General features: G+C 72.6%; 25 protein-coding genes. 9 read left to right on the top strand and 16 right to left on the bottom strand.

The window, feature by feature from the left end; translation table 11 throughout:
• Positions 1-6: 6 nt before the first annotated feature.
• On the top strand, positions 7-996 hold the full coding sequence (locus tag ACTMTF_RS06640) for a helix-turn-helix domain-containing protein (RefSeq protein ID WP_441109832.1): 990 nt from the start codon (positions 7-9) through the stop codon (positions 994-996).
• On the opposite strand, the gene ACTMTF_RS06645 is transcribed toward ACTMTF_RS06640, so the two are convergent.
• On the bottom strand, positions 943-1,266 hold the full coding sequence (locus ACTMTF_RS06645; RefSeq protein WP_441109708.1) for an STAS domain-containing protein: 324 nt from the start codon (positions 1,264-1,266) through the stop codon (positions 943-945). The two genes, ACTMTF_RS06640 and ACTMTF_RS06645, sit on opposite strands and share 54 nt — an antisense overlap.
• Positions 1,267-1,508: 242 nt before the next feature.
• Positions 1,509-3,725, bottom strand: coding sequence for a BTAD domain-containing putative transcriptional regulator (locus tag ACTMTF_RS06650; RefSeq protein WP_441109709.1), 2,217 nt, complete (start codon positions 3,723-3,725; stop codon positions 1,509-1,511).
• A gap of 43 nt (positions 3,726-3,768) precedes the next feature.
• On the opposite strand from ACTMTF_RS06650, the gene ACTMTF_RS06655 reads away from it, so the two are divergent.
• Complete coding sequence (locus ACTMTF_RS06655) at positions 3,769-4,647, top strand: alpha/beta fold hydrolase (RefSeq protein WP_441109710.1); 879 nt, start codon at positions 3,769-3,771, stop codon at positions 4,645-4,647.
• Here ACTMTF_RS06655 and ACTMTF_RS06660 read toward each other — a convergent pair.
• The 10 genes from ACTMTF_RS06660 to ACTMTF_RS06705 all read right to left on the bottom strand — a co-directional run bounded on the left by ACTMTF_RS06660 (position 4,637) and on the right by ACTMTF_RS06705 (position 11,725).
• Positions 4,637-6,010 carry a serine hydrolase domain-containing protein gene (locus tag ACTMTF_RS06660; RefSeq protein ID WP_441109711.1) on the bottom strand — a complete coding sequence of 458 codons (1,374 nt, stop codon included), beginning with the start codon at positions 6,008-6,010 and terminating at the stop codon, positions 4,637-4,639. The genes ACTMTF_RS06655 and ACTMTF_RS06660 overlap by 11 nt on opposite strands.
• A 24-nt stretch (positions 6,011-6,034) precedes the next feature.
• Positions 6,035-6,538, bottom strand: a complete 504-nt coding sequence (locus ACTMTF_RS06665) for a GbsR/MarR family transcriptional regulator (protein WP_441109712.1) — start codon at positions 6,536-6,538, stop codon at positions 6,035-6,037.
• Positions 6,539-6,586: 48 nt separating this feature from the next.
• A complete protein-coding gene (locus ACTMTF_RS06670) occupies positions 6,587-6,853 on the bottom strand; it encodes a hypothetical protein (protein WP_441109713.1) in 267 nt (88 codons plus the stop codon).
• Positions 6,840-7,799, bottom strand: a complete 960-nt coding sequence (locus ACTMTF_RS06675) for a DUF5996 family protein (RefSeq protein WP_441109714.1) — start codon at positions 7,797-7,799, stop codon at positions 6,840-6,842. The genes ACTMTF_RS06670 and ACTMTF_RS06675 overlap by 14 nt, the downstream gene beginning before the upstream one ends.
• A 47-nt stretch (positions 7,800-7,846) precedes the next feature.
• Positions 7,847-8,290 carry a hypothetical protein gene (locus tag ACTMTF_RS06680; RefSeq protein ID WP_441109715.1) on the bottom strand — a complete coding sequence of 148 codons (444 nt, stop codon included), beginning with the start codon at positions 8,288-8,290 and terminating at the stop codon, positions 7,847-7,849.
• A 71-nt stretch (positions 8,291-8,361) separates the two neighbouring features.
• Positions 8,362-8,790 carry a MarR family winged helix-turn-helix transcriptional regulator gene (locus ACTMTF_RS06685; RefSeq protein WP_441109716.1) on the bottom strand — a complete coding sequence of 143 codons (429 nt, stop codon included), beginning with the start codon at positions 8,788-8,790 and terminating at the stop codon, positions 8,362-8,364.
• 27 nt (positions 8,791-8,817) lie between these two features.
• A complete protein-coding gene (locus tag ACTMTF_RS06690; RefSeq protein ID WP_441109717.1) occupies positions 8,818-9,615 on the bottom strand; it encodes an SDR family oxidoreductase in 798 nt (265 codons plus the stop codon).
• A gap of 492 nt (positions 9,616-10,107) precedes the next feature.
• The gene (locus ACTMTF_RS06695; protein ID WP_441109718.1) at positions 10,108-10,572 is read right to left on the bottom strand and encodes a Clp protease N-terminal domain-containing protein; all 465 of its coding nucleotides are present in this window, start codon (positions 10,570-10,572) and stop codon (positions 10,108-10,110) included.
• A gap of 2 nt (positions 10,573-10,574) precedes the next feature.
• The gene (locus ACTMTF_RS06700; RefSeq protein ID WP_396999197.1) at positions 10,575-10,805 is read right to left on the bottom strand and encodes a hypothetical protein; all 231 of its coding nucleotides are present in this window, start codon (positions 10,803-10,805) and stop codon (positions 10,575-10,577) included.
• A gap of 50 nt (positions 10,806-10,855) precedes the next feature.
• Positions 10,856-11,725, bottom strand: a complete 870-nt coding sequence (locus ACTMTF_RS06705) for an MmyB family transcriptional regulator (RefSeq protein WP_441109719.1) — start codon at positions 11,723-11,725, stop codon at positions 10,856-10,858.
• Positions 11,726-11,854: 129 nt separating this feature from the next.
• Here ACTMTF_RS06705 and ACTMTF_RS06710 point away from each other — a divergent pair, with 129 nt between their 5' ends.
• Together ACTMTF_RS06710 and ACTMTF_RS06715 are read left to right on the top strand one after the other, a co-directional pair.
• Positions 11,855-12,604, top strand: a complete 750-nt coding sequence (locus ACTMTF_RS06710) for an SDR family oxidoreductase (RefSeq protein ID WP_441109720.1) — start codon at positions 11,855-11,857, stop codon at positions 12,602-12,604.
• A gap of 47 nt (positions 12,605-12,651) precedes the next feature.
• Positions 12,652-12,867 (top strand): tautomerase family protein, encoded by a 216-nt coding sequence (locus ACTMTF_RS06715; protein WP_441109721.1) that lies wholly within the window; start codon positions 12,652-12,654, stop codon positions 12,865-12,867.
• 38 nt (positions 12,868-12,905) lie between these two features.
• Here the strand turns inward: ACTMTF_RS06715 and ACTMTF_RS06720 are convergent, their stop codons facing one another.
• From ACTMTF_RS06720 to speB, 3 genes are all read right to left on the bottom strand, one after another.
• Complete coding sequence (locus ACTMTF_RS06720) at positions 12,906-13,451, bottom strand: YdeI/OmpD-associated family protein (protein WP_441109722.1); 546 nt, start codon at positions 13,449-13,451, stop codon at positions 12,906-12,908.
• Positions 13,448-13,855 carry a VOC family protein gene (locus tag ACTMTF_RS06725; protein ID WP_441109723.1) on the bottom strand — a complete coding sequence of 136 codons (408 nt, stop codon included), beginning with the start codon at positions 13,853-13,855 and terminating at the stop codon, positions 13,448-13,450. The genes ACTMTF_RS06720 and ACTMTF_RS06725 overlap by 4 nt, the downstream gene beginning before the upstream one ends.
• Before the next feature lie 64 nt (positions 13,856-13,919).
• Entirely contained in the window at positions 13,920-14,942 is a 1,023-nt protein-coding gene (speB, locus tag ACTMTF_RS06730) for an agmatinase (protein ID WP_396999191.1), read from the bottom strand.
• A gap of 56 nt (positions 14,943-14,998) precedes the next feature.
• On the opposite strand from speB, the gene ACTMTF_RS06735 reads away from it, so the two are divergent.
• Positions 14,999-15,286, top strand: a complete 288-nt coding sequence (locus ACTMTF_RS06735) for a hypothetical protein (RefSeq protein WP_441109724.1) — start codon at positions 14,999-15,001, stop codon at positions 15,284-15,286.
• A 154-nt stretch (positions 15,287-15,440) separates the two neighbouring features.
• Positions 15,441-16,400, top strand: coding sequence for a class A beta-lactamase (gene bla / locus ACTMTF_RS06740; protein ID WP_441109725.1), 960 nt, complete (start codon positions 15,441-15,443; stop codon positions 16,398-16,400).
• 7 nt (positions 16,401-16,407) lie between these two features.
• Here bla and ACTMTF_RS06745 read toward each other — a convergent pair whose 3' ends face one another.
• The gene (locus ACTMTF_RS06745) at positions 16,408-17,238 is read right to left on the bottom strand and encodes a helix-turn-helix domain-containing protein (protein ID WP_396999188.1); all 831 of its coding nucleotides are present in this window, start codon (positions 17,236-17,238) and stop codon (positions 16,408-16,410) included.
• A gap of 88 nt (positions 17,239-17,326) precedes the next feature.
• Between ACTMTF_RS06745 and ACTMTF_RS06750 the strand changes: the two genes are divergently transcribed.
• Genes ACTMTF_RS06750 through ACTMTF_RS06760 form a run of 3 tightly spaced genes read left to right on the top strand, consistent with a single transcriptional unit; the run spans position 17,327 to position 19,640 of the window.
• Positions 17,327-17,761, top strand: coding sequence for a PPOX class F420-dependent oxidoreductase (locus ACTMTF_RS06750; RefSeq protein ID WP_441109726.1), 435 nt, complete (start codon positions 17,327-17,329; stop codon positions 17,759-17,761).
• Complete coding sequence (locus ACTMTF_RS06755; protein WP_441109727.1) at positions 17,761-18,774, top strand: aldo/keto reductase; 1,014 nt, start codon at positions 17,761-17,763, stop codon at positions 18,772-18,774. Before ACTMTF_RS06750 ends, ACTMTF_RS06755 begins: the two co-directional genes overlap by 1 nt.
• 11 nt (positions 18,775-18,785) lie before the next feature.
• A complete protein-coding gene (locus ACTMTF_RS06760) occupies positions 18,786-19,640 on the top strand; it encodes an alpha/beta fold hydrolase (RefSeq protein ID WP_441109728.1) in 855 nt (284 codons plus the stop codon).
• Positions 19,641-19,663 lie beyond the last annotated feature (23 nt).

Consider the following 19,663-nt stretch of genomic DNA (forward strand, 5'->3'; position numbering starts at 1 on the left):
GCCATGATGAGCCCGCACCGGGTGGTCGCCCTCGTCCTGCCCCCGCAGTCGACCTTCGAGCTGGCGTGCGCCGCCGAGGTCTTCGGAGTGTCCCGGCCCGGCCTGCCCACCCGCTACGACTTCAGGGTGTGCGCCGAACGTCCCGGGGCGGTGCCGACCCTGGCGGGCTACGACATGGCCGTGCCCGACGGCCTGGCGGCGCTGGAGACCGCGGGCACGGTCGTGATCCCCGGCTGGCAGCGCCCGGACGAACCCGCCGGCCCCGCCGTGATCGACGCGGTACGGCGGGCCCACCGGCGCGGGGCGCGCATCGTCGCCCTCTGCTCCGGCGCCTTCCTCCTGGCCCAGACGGGACTGCTCGACGGCCGCCGGGCCACCACCCACTGGCGGATGGCCGCCGACCTGGCCGCCCGCTTCCCCGAGGTGCTGGTCGAGGCCGACACGCTCTATGCCGACTTGGGCGACGTGGCCACCAGCGCGGGCACCGCCGCGGGCATCGACCTCTGCCTGCACCTCGTCCGTGCCGACCACGGCGCCGCCTACGCCGCGCAGGTCGCCCGGCACATGGTCATGCCTCCGCATCGCGAAGGCGGGCAGCTGCAGTACGCGGTGACTCCCGGCCGGGTACCCGACTCCCTGGCCCCGCTGCTCGACTGGGCCGCCGAACGGCTGCACGAACCGCTCACCGTCGACGACCTCGCCGCACGGGCCGGGGTCTCGCCGCGCACGCTCGCCCGCAGATTCGCCGGCCGGCTCGGTGTCAGCCCGGGCCGCTGGCTGCTGGGCCAGCGGGTCTCGGCGGCGCGGGCACTGCTCGAGGAGACCGATCTGCCGGTCGAGACGATCGCCGCACGGGTCGGCCTGTCGTCCGCCACCAACCTGCGCAGGCGCTTTCACAGCATCGTACGGACGACCCCCGCCGCTTACCGGCGCTCCTTCGGCTCACACCACGAAGGGGAAGGTGCGGTCCAGGCCGGAGATGTGCAGCAGCCTTGACACGCACGGGCGTGGCTGTGTCAGGGCGAGGATGATGCCGCGCTGCCGGGCGCACTGCTGGAGGTCGATGAGGAGGCTGAGCCCGCACGCGTCGCAGAAGGTCACGCCGGACAGGTCGAGGACGAGCATGCGGGAGCTGGAGCGCAGGACGTGGAGCAACTCCTCGTGCAGCGCCGGGCAGGTGACGAGATCCAGTTCGCCGGACAACTGGACGGTGGTCGGCTCAGCGGGGCCTGCCCCGCCGAGCGGGGCTGTGTCGGTGACGGTCATCAGCTTCTCCTCTCGGACAAGCGCGAAAGTGGGGCGGTCACCGGATGGCCGGCGGGCCCAGCGTCTCAGGAGATGTGAGCGGTCTGTCGCCACAGGTGACACCGGCATGCATGCCGGTGCGCGAGAAATGCTCGATACCGCAACCCTACGCTCCAGTTGCCGGAAAAGCACTGGTGTGCATGCTCTGACCTGGGCCGCCACGGGGAAAGAATGCGCCAACCTCTGGAGCCGTACGACTCGGCTCAGGTGAGGTCGGTGAGGTCCGGGAGGTCAGGGAGGGCAGTCGCGAGGTAGGCGAGGTGCTGGGCGACCGGCCCGAGGGTGAGCAGGCCGCTGCCCGCGCCGGCCAGCTCGGCGGCGGCGGGCGCGAGCTCGTGGTGCGCGCGCCGCATCGCCTCCCGGTCGCCGACGCCGATCGCGGCTCGCGCGATCAGGCACCACAGGGCCTCGAACAGCAGGTCGCGGGGCGGTTCGGGGACCTCGCGCAGCGCAGCGCCGGCCTCGTCGCGCCGGCCCTGAGCCAGCAGCACCAGAGGACGAGCCCAGGGCTCGTACGGCCCCCAATCAGCGCCCTCATCCACCAGACCGCTCCACTCGGAGTCGGCCGGGGCGGGCGGTTTCCGGTCGTTCCGGCGGTCGGTTGGGGCCGGTCCTTCCCCGTCGTCGCGGCGGTCATCCAGGGCGGGCCGGGCCCGGTCGTCGCGGTGGTCGGGCAGGGCGTGCCGTAGGCGTAGGCACAGCAGTGCGAGTGGCAGTAGGCCGTGCTCCAGGCCGGGCATGCCGGCGCCGACCAGCCGGGCGGCGGCGTCCCGGTAGGCCGCCTCGGCCTCGGACGCCGGGCCGGTCTCGGCGAGCCGCATCGCCCGGTACCACTGCGTGAACACCCCGGCCAGCGGCAGCTCGTGCCGACCGGCCAGCCGGTCCGCTTCGGCCGCGTGCGCGTCGGCCCCCGCGAAGTCGGCGAGCGCGGCGCGTGCCTGGAGGCGGATGAGGTGGCCGAGCACCCGATAGGTGACCAGCCCGTGCCGGGCGGACAGGGCGACCAGCTCGGCGCCGATCCGGTCCCGCCGCGGGGCCAGGCCCGCCCGGTCGAAGGTCTGCATGAACACGCCGTTGAGCGCGAAGGCCAGCAGCCCGGGATCGTCCAGGCGGCGGGCGATCTCCTCGGCCTGCCGGGCGGCTTCGGGCCCGCGGGGCGAGGAGGTGCCGCGCGACTCCAAGGCGATCGTGGCCAGCAGCCGGGCACGCGCCACCTCATGCGCGCCCGTCACCCCGTGTGCGCCCGTCACCTCGTGAGGGCCTCCGTACGCGTCGGCGTCCTCGGGTGTGTCGGCCAGGGCGCGTTCGGCCGCCGCCACGACGAGCGCCGCCTGCCGGGGGTCGTCGGAGCGGGTCCAGATCGCCGGAACGTCGTAGGCGCCGATCACCCGGGCGGTCAGGTCGGCGTCGCCCAGCTCCTCCGCCGCGGCGATGGCCGCGAGGCGGTGCCGGCGCGCGGCTTTCAGGCCGGTACCGCCGGTCACCGCGAGGCTGCGCAGCATGCTCACCGTCGACTCCAGCCTGGCCCTGGCGCCGGAGGTGACGGTGCGGTCGTAGACGGCGGCCGTCTGCGCCCAGATCCGGGCCGCCGCCCTGCCGGGCCCGGAGGCGAGGTCGAGGTGGTCGGCGTGCTGGAGGATGTCGTTCTCCAGCCGGCGCAGCGCCGGGCCGGGATCCACCCCCAGCTGCTCGGCCAGCAGGGTGCGCGCCCGGCGCAGCACGGCGAGCGCGTCGCCCTGCCGGCCGGTGCGATACAGCGCGAGCGCCAGCAGCCGCCAGGCGTCCTCGCGCCAGGGATGCTCGGTCACGTGCGCGTCCAGGTCCGGCACCGCCTCGGCGTCCCGGCCGAGCGTCAGCCGGGTCTCGGCCTGGCGTTCGACGGCGTGCAGCCGCAGCTCGGCCAGCCGCGAGCGCTCGGTGCGGGCCCAGTCCTGGTCGGTGAGCCCGGCGTAGGCGGGCCCGCGCCACCATCCCAGCGCCTCGGCCAGCCGGTCGAGCCCGTCCTCGGGAGGCAGCGTCGAGGCGGCGGCCACGGCCCGTTCGAAGCGCCAGGCGTCCACCGCGTCCGGCTCGGCGCGCAGGGCGTAGCCGGGCCCGACGGTGACGAGGAGCCGGGCGGGGGTGCGGGGCGGCCGTTCGGGCTCCAGTGCGCGGCGCAGCGCGGCCACGAAGGTGCGCACCGCCCCCACCGCTCCGGGCGGCGGATCGTCCCACAGGTCCTCGATCAGGTCGGTGACTGGGACGACGCGCCGGCGGGCGATGATCAGGCGGGCCAGCACCGCGCGGTGCCGTGGCCCCTTCAGGGCGATCGCGTGACCGTCGTCGTCCCAGGCCGTCACCGGCCCCAGCACCCCGAACTCGACCCGCACTCCCGACCGTCCCTTCTCCTGGCCACGGTAGCGCGCTGACCGGATGCTCATTCACGCCCGGCAGGCTGAAGGCAACCTACGGAAGGGCGACACCATGACGCCTGTCATCGCCGGCTTCGACTATCAGCGGGTCCCCGTCGCCGACGGCGTGTCACTGAACACCGCCGTCGGCGGCACGGGCAGCCCGATCGTGCTGCTGCACGGCTTCCCGCAGACACACCTGATGTGGCGGCACGTGGCCGCCGACCTGGCCACCGACCACACCGTGATCTGCCCCGACCTGCGCGGCTACGGCGCCAGCGGCAAACCGGCCGAGACCGACGGCAGCGTGTACGCCAAGCGCACCATGGCCGCCGACATCGTCGCCCTCGCCCGCGAGCTGGGGCATGACCGGTTCGCGCTGGCCGGGCACGACCGCGGCGCCCTGGTCGCCTTCCGCGCCGGCCTGGACCACCCCGAGACGATCACCCACCTGGCCTGCCTCGACGTGCTGCCCACCCTGGACATGTGGGACGTCATGCACGGCACGACCGCCGCCGTCGGCTTCCACCTGTATCTGATGGCCCAGCCGCCGGGCCTGCCCGAGCAGCTGATAGCCGCCGGTGCGGACGCCTTCTTCGGTCACTTCCTGGACATCTGGGCCAACGACCCGGGGGCGATCCCGCCCGACGTCCGCGCCGCCTACCTGGACGCCTCCCGCGCGGCCGTGGACTCGATCGTGGCCGACTACCGCGCCTCCGCCGGGATCGACGTCGAGCACGACCAGGCCGACCGCGCCGCCGGGAACCGGCTGCGGATGCCGGTCACCGTGCTCCAGCAGGACTGGGGGAGCGCGCTCGGCTTCGACGCGGCGGCGCTGTGGCGCGCCTGGGCGCCGGACCTGCGCCACGTCCCGGTCACCTGGGGCCACTTCATGGCCGAGGAGGCGCCGGCCGACATCGCCAAGGCCCTCCGGGACCTGCTCAGCCGCTGATCGGCGCGCTCTTGGGGGTGGCGCGCATGCCGATGTACACGCAGTCGGTGCCGTCGGTCAGGGTGGAGAACACCACGGGCACGTGCTCCTCGCTGAAGGAGGAGCCGCCGCCCGTCGCGGCGAAGACCGTCTCCGACACCGGCACGAGGTCCATCTCCAGCGGTGGCGAGAAGTCCTTCATGCCGTCGACGAACGCGTAGCGGATGCGCGCGCCGTCGTCGTCCTGGGCGACCGTGACGACGACCCCCTCACGCCTGTAGTCGCCCACCAGCCGCGACATGTCCACCACGGGCGGTTCGGCCGCCGGGCCGAACGGCTCCGGCATGCGCACCCCGGCGAGCTCGTCCAGCAACTCGCGGAACAGCTCGCCGTACAGCCGCCGGGCGTCGCCGCCGTTGGTGAGCAGGGCGACGGCGACCCCGGCGTGCGGGACGACGCGCAGGTAGGAATATTGGCCGATGGCCGCGCCGTCGTGGCCGTACCCGGAGACGCCGTTCCAGTCGTACAGGGTCCAGCCCAGGCCCCAGCCGTCGGCGCTGACGGTCCATTTGTCCGGGCTGTCGACCTCGCGGCGCCGCATCGCGGCGACCGCGTCGGCCGACAGGACGCCGCGCCCGCCGGCGAGGTGCATCTGGGCGAAGCGGGCGAGGTCGCCCGCGGAGATGATCACTCTGCCGTACGGTCCCGCCGAACGCGGCATCAGATCCCAGGCGGGCGCCGGATCGGGGTCCTGGCCCGGGTCCCCGAGGTGGCTCATGGCCACCTGGAACCGCAGCGCCTCCTCGGGCAGCGTCACCGAGTGGCCGAGGCCGAGCGGGGTGAGCAGGCGGTCCTTCAGCGCCTGGTCCCAGGTCTGCCCGGTCAGCACCTCGACGATCCGGCCCAGCACGACGTAGCCGAGGCTGCTGTAGGACAGGGCCGTTCCCGGTGGGCAGTCCAGCGCCACCTGGCCCGCGGCCTTGACGTAGGTGGCCAGGCAGTCGTCTCCCCGGCCGGAGTCGAAGGTGAAGTCGCACGTCAGGCCGCCGGTGTGGCTGAGCAGCTGCCGGACGGTGATGGCCCGGGTGGCTTCCGGATCCGGGGTGGCGAACTCGGGCAGCACGCTCACCACGGTCGCGTCGAGGTCCAGCAGCCCGGCGTCGACCAGCTGCATCACCAGTGTGGCGGTGTAGACCTTGGCGATCGAGCCGGACAGGAACAGCGAGTCGGTCGTCACCTCCACGCCGGTGCCGCGGTGCAGCACACCACTGGCCAGCTCGTGGAGGTCGCCGCCGGACAGCACGGCCAGGCAGGCTCCGGGGACATGGTGGGCGGCGCGCAGCTCGTCGAAGCGAGCCTGCCAGCGGGCGGCGTCGAAGGTCATCGGGGGTCTCCTCATCGGGGTGGGTCAGCTCGTCCTTGAGTCGGCGGGCAGCTCGCCGGAGACGCGCAGGGTCTCGCGGTAGTCCCGCCACTCGGCCGCCAGCGCGGGCATCCGCCCGGCGAGGAAGCGGGCGAAGGCGGCGGCCTCCAGCAGGCGCGCCCGGCGGGCCGCGGGGGCCTCGCCGAGCGCTTCCAGGCCGTGTCGTGCCAACGCGCCGAGTGAGGTGTACTCCGCCTGCTTGTCCACCATGCTCAGCCAGATCGCGGGATGCAGGCTGACGCGGTCCACGCGCTCGCCGGCGGCGCGTGACCGCTGGATCCAGGACCACTCCTCGAGCATGGCGACCGCGCCGCTGACGGCGCTGCGACTGGCCCGCAGCGCCTCGCTCAGCTCGGCGATGGTCTGCTGCGGCGGATCGCAGATCATGAGCCATCCCGCGACCCGTCCGGTCATCGGCGGCAGGGCGTTCTGCCGGGCGAAGTGACGCCCGACCTCGTCGGCGAAGGCCAACTCAACTTCATAAGCCATATGAGAGACATTAGCGATATAACTGAAATGACGCAAATTTCTGACATATCAGTCCAAGGTGCTGGCGTTCGCCGCTCTCTGGACGTCCTCCGGCGCGGCGCCCTGCCCCTGCTGCCCCTGCTGTCCCAGGTCGAGCGCCGGGGACGAGTGGATGAGCGGGCAGGAGGACAGCCTGCGGGCCATCACCGGGTCGGGCGCGTACCCCGCCTTCGCGGGGTCGTCGACGACCTGGCCGGCGGGTTCGACCTCGACCGGCTCTTCGAGTTCGGCCTGAAGCCGCTGCTCGACGGCCTGGCCCCGGTCATCGGGGGACACGCCCCCGCTGGTCGGCGCCCAGCTGGGGATCGGTGACCCCGCCGGGGCAGGCGTACCGGGCGATGTCCCACCCGGCGAGCCGGGCGCCGGCGCGGTAGGCGCTGTCGTAGAAGGCGAGCACGGCGGCACGCGGATCGGCCTCGGCCCGCGCGTCGTCGTAGCGCAGCACCGCAAGATGACCGCCCCGTTGCGTGATCCACCGGGCGGCCCCGGGGGTCAACGGCTCGCCGCCGAGGCCCTCGGGTTCGGGGGCGGTGTAGGAGTAGAAGGCCGGCTCGGGGAAGGCCGGGTCGCCGAACCAGAACCCCGAGCTGATGACCTCCCGCGAGTACGCCTCCCGGGTGACGGGGTCGGCGTCGGGCGGCTGGTCGATCCGGCGATCGGAGAAGCGGGTGCAGGCGATGTCGAAGGTGTGCCAGAAGTGGTGCACCGGGCTGGTCTTGCCGGAGTAGCCGGCGGCGAACTCCTCCAGCAGCAGGTTCACCTGACTGAGGATCTGCCAGTAGCGGGTGACCATGACCGGGTCGTAGGCCGCGTGCTCGGTGTCGTCGGCGAACGGCCGGTCCGCGTCGGGCAGGTCGAACGGGTGCGGCTGGTCCAGGCTCACCCGCACCCCCAGGCTGTCCAGCGCCCGCATGGTGTCGCGGTGGAAGGACGCCACCGACCCGCCGGGAAGACCGAACGAGACCTCCCGCCCGTCCACGGTGGTGACGACCAGCCGGTGACCGAGGAAGTCGAAGTCGATGGTGAAGATCGGGTTGCCGTCGACCTGGCCCATCGGCCGGGTGGTGAGGCCACGCCCGGTGACATGGAACGGCGCGTTCCACCAGTGGTTGCGCCGGACCGCGCAGGCGAGCCGGATCTTGCCCACCACCTGGCAGAACCGATGCAACGTCTCCTTGGTGTCCTGCCAACCGGCCAGCGGCATCGCGGCGAACTGTTCCATGACACCACCCTTTCCCCCGGTGGTCCGGGCGGAACCGGCGGCCGCTCCTAGCCGCCGGGGCGGACGATCATCAGCACGACCACGACCGCCCACAGCAGGTTGTAGATGCCGGCCAGCATGGACAGCGTGCGCAGCCCCTTCTCGTCGCCGGGCCGGGCGAGCGCGTCGCGCTGGCGCGGATAGATCTGCAGGGCCAGCACGCCGCCCGCGACGAAGGTGAGGACCATGGAGATGTTGAGCCAGATCTCGCTCATCCGCCCCTGGACGAGCGCCAGAGCGATCCCGACCACCGGCACGACCAGGCCGAAGACGCCGTAGCCGCGGGTGATGCGGTGCAGCGCGACGGCCACCGCCCGGTTCCGCTCCTCGGACGGTGGCGCGGCGCCGGCCGCCACCGGCGCGTAGCGCGGGAACAGGCTCGCCGCGACGGCGGAGCCCCCGACGAACACGATGCCGGCGAGCACGTGCACCGACAGCAGTACGGCTTCCATGACGGTCTCCTTCCGTAACCTTCAGGCAGCCTGAAGCCTAGCAGTGAAAGCTTCAGGCTGCCTGAAAGGGGTCAGGGTCCGTCGAAAGCCGCCCGGACCGCGTCGGCGACCTGCCGCTGGATCGGGTCCGCGGCCGGGCCGAACAGCCGCTCGTCGACCACGGCCACCGCCTCCTTGGCCGATCGCAGCAGCCGCGTGCCGTCAGCCGTGAGCTCGATCGCCGAAGCCGAGCCGGCCCGCGCGGTGGTGTCGCGCACCAGCCCGGCGGCGGCGAGCGCCTTCACCGCGCCGTGGACGCTCTGGACCGTGGTCCCGGACATCCGCGCCAGATCGCTGAACGACACCCCGGGCACCCCCGAGATGTGACCGAGCAGCCCGAGTTTGCTGACGGTGAGGTCGAGCGGCGCCAGGGCGGCGTTGAGCTCCGACTCGATCCGGCGCGCCAGCGTGAGCAGCACGATGGAGGGACTGGTCACGGGCGGTTCGTTCGCGGTGGTCACCCGGCAAGTTTCCCGCACCCGGGACGTTCAGGTCCTGCGCCAGTCGCCCGACCCGAGCGCCCCTGCGGCCTGCGGCCCCATCAGCCCGAGTCCCCCGTCGACGAACAACGTCGCCCCGGTGACGTACGACGCGTCCGGCCCGGCGAGGAAGGCCACCGCGGCGGCCACCTCGCGGGCGTCGCCCGGCCTGTCGATCGGGTAGCCGGGCCTGCTGCCGTCCTGCGGTGGCCGGTCCTCCTGTCCGGTCATCGGGGTGGCGATCTCACCGGGAGCCACCGTGTTGACGGTGATGCCGTGCTCGGCCAGCTCCAGCGCGAGCACCCGGCTGAGCATCCGCAGTCCGCCCTTGGCCGCGCAGTACGGCCCGGCTCCCACCTTCGGATACTCCTCGTGCACGCTGGTGACGTTGACGATGCGGCCGCCCCCGCCGGCGGCGGCCATCCGCCTGGCGGCCCGCTGCGCGCACAGGAACGCGCCGTCGAGATCCACGGCGAGGATGGACCGCCAGCGCTGGTAGTCCATCCGCAGCAGTGGCTCGGCTGAGCCGGTGCCGGCGTTGTTGACCAGCACGCCGATGCCGCCCAGTTCGTCGGCGAGCTCGTCGACGACCCCGGCGGCCCGCTCGGGGTCCGTCAGGTCGTGCCGCCGCACCGCGGCGACCCGGCCCAGGCCGCGCACCAGGTCCGCGGTCCGCCCGGCGCCCTCCTGGTCACTGTGGAAGGTGACGCCGACATCGAACCCCTGCTCCGCCAGCGCCACGGCGGTGGCCTTGCCGATGCCGGAGTCCGCCCCCGTGACGACCGCGACCCGCGTGTACCCCCTCATGACCGTCCCCTTCCTTCCTCCCGGTGCCGCCCGCGAGGCACTCACTGCCCGCCGGCCGGGCGATCAATCCGCGCCGTGACACGAGCCGCCCGGCCCAGCAGGTACCTGTTCGGGGAGGCAGGCGGCCGTGCGGTAGTCGTCCAGGGCGCCCCGATGATCGCCGGCCATTTGGGTCCAGCTTCTCCAGCAGCCGGTGGAGCGTGACGATCCGCGGCCAGTCGGTGTCCTCAGGGCGCGCGTGTCCTCGGAAGCCCCGAAGTGCCCGTGCCGCCGTACGGGCGCGGCGAGGACCCGCGCGGCGCCAGGCGGCGCAGCAGGTCCTCGGTCCCGGAGCTCACATCTCCTGGCCGGACAGGTCCATGATCGGGCGTACCTCCACGGCGCCGAACCGGGCCTCGGGGAACCGCGCCGCGAGATTCTGTGAGATGTGGCGAAGAAAGGCGCTCCTCGACGGCTGCCCCGTCGCGTTCGGCGGGAGCCCGGGTGGGTCGATCAGTCGCCGTCCGGGAGCGTGCGCAGTACGCGGGTGGTCAGGTCGGCCTGGTCGACGCCCGCCAGGGCGAGCGCGCGCGGGACGGTGCCCGCCTGAGCCTGGAGGATGCCGAGCAGCAGGTGTGCGGGCCGCAGGTCCTTCTTGCGGTGTGCCCTCGCGATGCGTTCGAGGGCGAGTTTGGCCGACGCGCCCAGCTGGGTCGGGGGTTTGGGGCTCCGGGTCGGCCGGGGAAGGTCGAAGGCGGCGCGGGACACCCCGGCCACGCTCAGGCTGTGCTCGAACTCCCGCTCCAGCGCGTCCCGGATCGCCTGGTGGTCGAGCCCGGCCGAGGCCAGGGTGGGCTCCGGCTGGGCCGCGATCGCCAGCAGCAGGTGCTGCGCCTCGATCGTCGCCGAGCCGTCCTGGTGGGCCTCGTCGGAGCCCCGCTCGATGATGGTGTGGAGATACCGGTCGAAGCTGGACATGGTCACCGTCTCCTCAGCGTGACGCCGGCTTCGATGAGCCGCTTGGCGTGCTTCTTGTGAACCGCCTGGCGCGTCACCCCGAGCGCCTCGGCCACCTGCGGCCAGCTCCAGCCGGTGCGCATCGCCTGCTCGACGGCGGCGTCCTCGATCTGATCGGCCAGGCGCCTCAGCGCCGCCACGGACGCCAGTGCGTCGGCGGGCTCCTGGGAGGCGGGATTCTCAACGGCGGACATACGGGTAACCGTAGGCGACCGCCGCCGAATCAGTCAACTTGAGTTGCTTATCACCTCTGGCGGATGTCGGGCCCGTCATTCGCCGCCAGGTCCTGTGTACCGATGACCAGGAGCAGCTCCAGCTGGGCGGCGCCCTGGCTGCCGGGCGGCGCGGTGAACCACAGCAGGCGCTGGCGCCCGTCCTCGCTGAACAGGCAGTAGCAGTCCAGCTCGATGACACCCAGCGAGCCGTGCACGATGCGCTTGTGGTCGCCGCGGCGCAGCGCGACGTCGTGGATGTCCCACAGATCGGAGAACTCCTCGCTGCGCCGCCGGAGCGCGGACACCATCTTGGCCACCTCGGGGTCCCGGCCGCGCCGGGCGGCGACCGCCCGCAGGTCGGCCACGAAGGCCCGCGAGTGGTGCGGGTGGTCCTCGGCCGGATAGAGCGCCCGGGAGGCGGGGTCGGTGAACCAGCGGTAGACGAAGCTCGCGGCCGGGCCTCGCGTCGTCGGCGGGCGGCCGAGGAGCGCGGCGGCCGGCTCGTTCTGCGCGAGGGTTTCGTGCAGGTCGGTGATGATCTGAGCGGGGGTGGTGGTGAGCCGGTCCAGCAGGCCGAGCAGGGCCGGCTGGACGTGCGCGGTCGGGCTGTGCGCCGCCTGCGGGATGGGGCGCTCCGCCAGATGGAACAGGTGGTCGCGTTCGTCGCCGTTCAGCCGCAGCGCCCGCGCGAGGGCCGCCAGCGCCTGGGCGGACGGCTGGGCGCCGTTGCCGCGCTCCAGCTCGGTGTAGTAGTCCGCCGACAGCCCGGCCAGCTGCGCGACCTCTTCGCGGCGCAGACCGGGCACCCGGCGCCGGGGTCCGGTGGGCAGGCCCACGTCGGCCGGTCGGATCCGGGCCCGCCGGGACTTCAGGAACGCGGCCAGCTCAGGAAGGTTCACGTTCTCATCATCACCCGGTGCCGAGGCCGAAGCCAGGGGATGGCGACCCCAGGGTGGGTTCAGCCCTGGCTACGGGTGGCGCGCGACGCCATCGTGGACGGCACAGCGGCCTCAACTGCAGGAGTTCCCATGTCCCAGCTCGACCCCGACCACCCTCGCGTCGCCGTTGTCACCGGCGGGTCCCGAGGCATAGGCGGGCAGGCGGCGCGCCGGTTGGCCGCCGACGGGTTCGCCGTCGTGATCGGCTACGCCGGCAACCAGGACCTGGCCGGGACCACGGTCAAGGAGATCACCGCGGCCGGCGGCCGGGCGGTCGCCGTCCAGGCCGACGTCGCCGACGAGCAGGCCGTGGCCGCGCTGTTCGGCACGGCCGAGTCCGCGTACGGCGGCGTCGACGTGGTCGTGCACGCCGCCGGCCGGATGCTGTTGGCGCCCATCGCCGACCTGGATCTGGCGGAGCTGGACATGCTGCACCGCACCAACATCCGCGGCACCTTCGTCGTCGCCCAGCAGGCGGCCCGCAGGGTGCGCCCCGGCGGCGCGATCGTCACCTTCTCCACGTCCGTGGTGGGCCTGGCCTTCCCCGGCTACGGCGCCTACGGCGCGAGCAAGGGCGCGGTGGAGGCGGTCACGCTCATCCTCGCCCGCGAACTGCGCGGCAGGGACGTCACCGTCAACGCCGTCGCGCCCGGTCCCACCGCGACCGACCTGTTCCTCGACGTCAACGACGACGAGGCCGTCGCCCGGCTGGCCGCGCAGCCCCCGCTGGAACGCCTCGGCACCCCCGAGGACATCGCCGAGGTCGTCGCCTTCCTCGCCTCCCCGGCCGGCCACTGGATCAACGGCCAGGTCATCCGCGCCAACGGCGGCATCATCTGACGCCCGCGGCCGTCATCGCCCATCCCGCACGAGAAATGAGAACGATCATGCCATTCGCCAACTTCAAGGTCCCCGCCGACACCCTCACCCCGGAGCAGAAGGAGCAGATCGTCACCCGCACCACCGAGCTGTACGTGGAGATCTACGGTGAGCGCGCCCGCGCCAACACCTTGGTGCTGGTCGAGGAGGTCACCGACGGCGGCTGGGGCATCGGCGGCGACGTGCTGACCCTCGCCAAGCTCCAGGGGACGCCCGAAGGCTGACCCTCGCCAAGCTCCAGGGGACGTTTGAAGGCTGACCGTCAGGGCCGGCTCAGCAGGCCGGAGACCGCCTTGTCCAGGCGGGCCGCCCGCCCGGCCGGGGTCCTGGCCTTCAGCAGCGGCAGGATGAGCCGATAACGGGACGTCCTGTCGAGCGCCTCGAAGCGGGCGGCGGCCTCCGGCCGAGCCGTCAGCGCCTCGGCCAGGTCGGGTGGGACGGTGGCGTCACGCTGAGCGGCGTACGCCGCCTCCCACCGGCCGTCCGCCTGCGCGGCGGCGACCTCCGCCAGCCCGGGCGGGCGCATCCGCCCGGCCGCGGTCAGCGCCTCCACCCGCTCCACGTTCACCCGCGACCAAGGGCTGCTCCTGCGGCGGCGCGAGTAGCGCTGCAGGTAGGCGTGCTCGTCGAGGGCCTTGCGATGGCTGTCGATCCAGCCGTAGCACAGGGCGACCTCCAGCGCCTGCACGATCGTGATCGAGGGGGTGGCCGACCCCTTCTTGGCGATCTTCAGCCAGACGCCGCCCTCGTCCTCGTGATGCCCGGCCAGCCACGACTCCCACTGGCCGGAGTCCGTGAAGTGCATCATCGGCCCAGCATCTCCAGGTAGTGCTCGTTGTACATGATGCCCAGCACGTTGCCGAACGGGTCGGCCACCGAGGCGGTGACGAATCCGGGGCCGTGCTCGGTGAGCGGCAGGTAGGGCGTGGCCCCCAGGGCCAGCAGCCGCTCCAGGGCGGCCCGCACGTCGTCCACGTGCCAGTGGATGATCGCTCCCGCCGGCTCGGCGGGAGCGCCCGGCGGGGCGTACCGCCGGTCGATGAGGCCGAGCTCGGCCTGCTGGTCGCCGATCCTGAACTCGTAGTACGCGGCCGGCAGCCCGTCGCCCGGCCGCTCGAAGTACGGCTCGATGCCCAGCACCTCGGTGTACCACTTCTTGGCCGCCTCAAGGTCGTCGGCGAAGAAGTTGACGGTGGCGAGTCCTCGCAACATGTGGTGCCCCTTTCCCTTGCTCGAACCCTAGAAGCCGTTGAGGAACGTACGGTTCCTCAACGCTTCAGGAGTTCGCGCGACCGTCCAGGAGCGGGCGCCGGGGGTCCCAGGTGGTGCCGTCCCTGGCGTCGCGGCGCCTGCGGGCGATCGCCGACAGGGCTTCCAGAACCACCCGGTTCGCCAGCGCGGCGGTGATGTCCGCGTGGTCGTAGGGCGGGCTGACCTCGACCACGTCCACGCCCACGACCGGCAACTCCAGGCAGGTCCGGCGGACGGCGTCGAGCAACTCGCGTGCGGTCAGCCCGCCCGGCTCGGGTGTGCCCGTGCCGGGGGCCGCGCCGGGGTCGCAGACGTCGATGTCCACCGAGAGGAACACGCCGTCGCAGTCGTCGGTGGCGATGCCGAACGCCTCGGTCAGGCATGCGGTCAGGCCACGCTCGACGATCTCGGTCATCTCGTAGGAGCGCATCCGCTGCTCGGCCATCCACCGCAGCACCTCCGGCCCCGGCCAGTACCCGCGCAGCCCGATCTGCAGGAACCTGTCACCGCGCAGCGCGCCGGACTCGATCAGCCTGCGCATCGGCTGCCCGTGGCCCCACAGCGAGCCGAAGTCGACGTCGCCGGTATCCGCGTGCGCGTCGAAGTGGACCATCGACACCCGGCCGTGGCCGAGCACGTCCGCCACGCCGGAGGCGTCCGCGTAGGCGATCGCGTGGTCGCCGCCGAGGATCACCGGGACCGCTCCGGCCCGGACCACCTTGGCGACCTCGGTGCGCAGGTCGGCGAGGGACTTCAGGACGTCTCCCGAGAACATCTCGACGTCGCCCGCGTCGTACACCTTGAGGTCCTGCAAACCGTCGGTGCGCAGGGCCAGACTGGGCCTCGTGCCGTTGTGCGCGAGGTAGTCCGTCGACCGGATCGCCTGCGGCCCGAACCGGGTGCCGGGCCGGTGCGAGGTGCCGCCGTCGAACGGTGCGCCTACGATCACCACGTCGGCGTCATCATAGGTCGAGGGATCGGTCAGATCGCAGGGAGGAATGCCAAGGAAGGTAATGTCCGGACCGTACTGTGTGCCGTAACGAGCCATTCGCGCAGCCTAATCCAGGGAGGCCGCGCGGCCCTGTCCCCCCAGTGAAAAGAGAAATGGCCATTATCGAGAGAGTCCTCATAGCCATCACCGAAGTCGTCGCCATCCTGGTGGAGGTCAGCGCCCGGGTGAACCGCCGGATGGTGGCCCATCCGGTGACGACCGCCCCCATCGGCGGGGTGGCGCTCTTCGCCGTCTGGACGCTGGGCTCCTGGTTATCGGGAGCGCCCGCCTGGGTGTGGGCGGGATGGCTGGCCGCCGGACTCACGATCCTCCTCTGGGCGCGCACGGCCTACCTCGTCGGCGTTCACCGTCGCCGCCAATCCCAGCCCGGACGCGGATAGCCGACGGCATCGCCCCCGGGCGATGGTCGTAAGGCCGCTCCGACCTGCGACCATATGGGAAACGTGATGGATTCCTTCGCGATATCGCTATTAGACATGCCCTGATCACATCTGCTTTGCTCCTGCCGTCTGACAACGACAGTAAGGACATGGCATGAGATATCTCCGCACCCGCCGTTCCACGGCGGCGCTGCAGGCGACCGCGTTGACGTTCTCCCTCCTGGCGGGCGGCGCCGTCGGCACGGGCGCCGCCTCGGCCGCGACGGTCACGGCGGCGGTGCCGGCGCCACCGGGCGAGGCCCAGGCCACGAAGCAGGCCAGGAAGGAGCTGCGAGCGCTGGAGGCGTCCTTCAAGGGCCGCGTCGGCGCCTACGCCATCGACACCGGCACCGGAAAGACGATCTCCTACCGGTCGGGGGAGCGGTTCCCGCTGCTGTCCACCTTCAAGGCGATCGTCGCCGGGGCCGTGCTGCACAAGGCGCGCACCTCCGAGCCCGGCCTGATGGACAAGGTCGTGCACTGGACCGAGGCCGACCTGAAGGAGAATTCCCCGATCACCGAGAAGCACGTGAAGGACGGGCTGACCGTCGCCGAGCTGTGCAAGGCGGCCATCACCCGCAGCGACAACACCGCCGCCAACATGTTGCTCAAGCAGATCGGCGGCCCCGCCGGGCTGACCCGCTACTTCCGCACGTTGAAGGACCCGCTGTCCCGGCTGGACCGGTGGGAGACCGAGCTCAACGACTGGAGCCCGAAGGACAAGCGCGACACCACCACGCCCGCGGCCATGGCCCGTGACCTGCGCGCGCTCACGGTGGGCAAGGCTCTGGACGCCAGAGACCGGAAGCGGCTGAACGCCTGGCTGATCGCGAACGAGACCGGCGACGCCCGCATCCGCGCCGGCCTGCCCAAGAGCTGGACGATCGGCGACAAGACCGGTACGACCTCGAAGTACGGGTCCGGCAACGACATCGCGGTCGTCTGGCCCCGTACGTCGGCCGCCCCCATCATCATGGCGATCTACACCAACCGGAAGGCCATCGACGCCCCGGTCGTCGACAAGGTCGTCGCGGACACCGCCACCATCCTGGCCCGCGGCCTCGGCAAGCTCTGACCCTTGGTCAGGCCGGGGCGTGTTCGGTGAGAAGGTCGAGCGCGGCCGAGGTGGCCTCGTCCGCCGGGAGGTAGACGACCAGGCGGTGCTCGTCGGCGCCGGGCAGGTCGAGGCTCTCGTAGGCCAGCGCCAGCTCACCCGCGTACGGGTGCCGCCAGCGCTCGGCGCCGGTGCGCCCAGGAAGGCCGGCCGAGGCGGCGTACCGGTCGCTGAACTCGGCGCCGGCGCTGATGGACAGCTCCTCGGCGAGCCGCGCGGCGTGGGGATCGCCGAGTGAGGCGGCGGCTCTGAGGTCGGCGGCCCGCTGACCCGCGACATGCGCCCAGTCGGGGAAGGCGGACCTGGCCCGGTCGTCGGTGAAGACGAACCGGGCCAGATTGGGCGGCCGGCCCTCCAGCAGGCCGACGGGGCCGGCCAGGCGCTCGAAGCCGGGGGAGCAGGCGAGCAGGTCGTTCGGCCGGTTCAGCACCACCGCCGGGGTCGCCCCCAGCCGGTCGAGCAGCGCCGCGACCGTGGGGCGCACGGCGCGGACCAGCGGCTCGGCCCCCTGGCAGGTGCCTCCCGTGACGGTCTTGACCAGGCGGTACAGGTGGACCCGCTCGTCGGTGGACAGGCTCAGCGCGTCGGCGAGCGCGGCGAGGATCTCGGGGGAGGGGCGGCGGTCGCGCCCCTGCTCCAGCCGGGTGAGGTATTCGACGCTGATCCCGCTGAGCGTGGCCAGCTCGGCGCGGCGCAGACCCGGCGTGCGGCGGCGTGACCCGCCGGGGAGGCCCACGTCGGCGGGTGTGACCGTCTCCCGCCGGGAGCGCAGGAACGCGCCCAGCTCGTTGTCTCCCATGCCCGCGAGTCTAGGCGAGGGTGGCCCTGGCAGGGCTCGTCTCACGGCGGTCTCCCTCCACCTGGCCCGGTCCGGCAGGCTCAGGCCCATGAACGTATTCACTGACGGCGAAGTCGCCTATCTGACCGGCCAGCTGCTGGGACGCCTCGCCACGGTCGGCACGGACGGCAGGCCGTCCGTCAGGCCGGTAGGGGTCGTCTACGATCCCGAGGCCCAGGGCATCGTGATCGGCGGACACGCCGGCTCGAACATGGCGGGGAGCAAGAAGTTCCGCGACGCGCGCAGCCGTCCGGAGGTGTCGTTCCTCGTCGACGACCTGGCGGCGGTCGATCCGTGGACGCCGCGCGGGATGGAGATCCGCGGGCACGCGGAGACGTACACCGAGGGTGGCGAGCGGGTCGGCCTGCGCCTTGACGCGTCGTTCCCGTTCGATCCCGCGTGGATGCTGATCCGACCGCGCCGGATCCTGGCGTGGGGCATCGATCAGGGCTCCTTCGAGCTGTCCGCGCGCCAGGTGGCCTGATGCGCTACCGACTGCTGGGCCGGACCGGGCTGCGGGTGTCCGAGCTGTTCTTCGGCGCGATGTCCTTCTACGAGCGAGGGGACGCGCTGCCGAGGTATCGCGCCATGCTCGACGCGTACGCCGGCGCCGGTGGCAACGTGATCGACACGGCCTCGGCGTACGGCGAGAGTGAGAGCATCCTCGGCGAGCTCCTGGAGGGCCGCCGTGACCGGTTCGTCGTCGCCACCAAGTACACGCTGTCCCGCGACGGCGGTGACCCGAACGCCGCCGGCAACCACCGCAAGAACCTCGTGCTGTCCCTGGACCGCAGTCTGCGGCGGCTGCGCACCGACTACATCGACCTGTTCTGGGTGCATCTGTGGGATCGGCGCACGCCGGTGGAGGAGACGATGCGGGCGCTGGACGACGCCGTTCGCGCCGGGAAGATCCTGTACGTGGGCATCTCCGACGCGCCGGCCTGGCTGGTGAGCCGGGCCAACACGCTGGCGGAGTGGCGGGACTGGACGCCGTTCGCCGGGCTGCAGGTGCCGTACAACCTGCTCAAGCGCGATGCCGAGCGGGAGTTGCTGCCGATGGCGGAGGCGTTCGGGATGAGCGTGGCCGCGTGGGGGCCGCTGGCCGGTGGTGTGCTGTCGGGGAAGTTCACCGTGCCCGGCGGCGTCGACGGGCCGACCCGGGTCGACCCCGCATCCCTCACCGACCGGGATCACGCGGTGGCGCGTGCCGTGCTGAAGGTCGCCGGCGAGCTGGGCGTCAGCGCGGCCCAGGTGGCGCTCGCGTGGACCCGTGCCCGGTATGGCGGCGTGCATCCGATCATCGGCGCCGGCAGCGTCGAACAGGTGACGGACAACCTGGGCTCGGTCGACGTGGTGCTGTCCGAGGAGGCGATCGGGGAGCTGGAGGCGGCGACGGACTTCGCGGTGGGCTTCCCGGTCGATTTCATCGCCGAGTGCGAGGCGGATCCGTGGGTGTTCGGCGAAAAACCGGTTGCCGTGTCCGGAGCGCGGATGTGACCATGCCTGCCATGCCTTCCTTCTCCGCGTTCGACGGGACCGATCTCGCCTACCACGAGCTCGGCGCGGGGGCCCCGGTGATCTGCCTGCCGGGCGGCATGCAGGACACCGGCTACCTCGGCGAACTCGGCGGCCTGCCGGCGCACCGGCAGTTGATCATGTTCGATCTCCGGGGCACCGGGCGGTCGGCGATCCCGCGGGACGCCGCCTCCTACCGCTGTGACCGGCTCGTCGATGATGTCGAGGCGTTGCGCGAGCATCTGGGCCTTGAGCGGTTCGACCTGCTCGCGCACTGCGCGGGCGCGAACCTCGCGGCCCTGTACGCGGCCCGGCACCCCGAACGGGTCGCCAGGCTCGCGCTGATCACGCCGAGCACCAGGGCCGTCGGGATCGACGCCACCGGCCAGGCGCGCCTGGAGCTCGCACGGCTCCGCGCGGACGAGCCCTGGTTCCCGCCGGCCTTCGCGGCTCTGGAGGCCATCGTGGCAGGCGACGCCACCGGCGACAGCTGGGCGGCGGTCGACCCGTTCTTCTACGGCCGGTGGGACGAGGCCGCCCGAGCCCATCTGGCCGCGCAGGACGGCCGGCGCAACGACGAAGCGGCGGCCGCCTTCGGCGCCGAGGGCGCCTTCGACCCGGACGCCACCCGCGCGGCCCTGTCCGCCTTCGCCGCGCCGGTGCTGGTGCTCGCCGGAGAGGTCGACCTGAACTCGATCCCGGTCGTCGTGGCCGAGTTCGCCGAGCTGTTCCCCGGCGCCGAGCTCGTGGTGCAGCCGGGAGCCGGCCACTATCCGTGGCTCGACGACGCCGGCCGCTTCGTGACGACGACGGCGGCGTTCTTCGAGGACGGCGCGCCCAGCGCCTGATCCGATCGCCGGGCCACCGGTGA

Source organism: Nonomuraea sp. ZG12 (assembly GCF_052068115.1).
Classification (GTDB): domain Bacteria; phylum Actinomycetota; class Actinomycetes; order Streptosporangiales; family Streptosporangiaceae; genus Nonomuraea.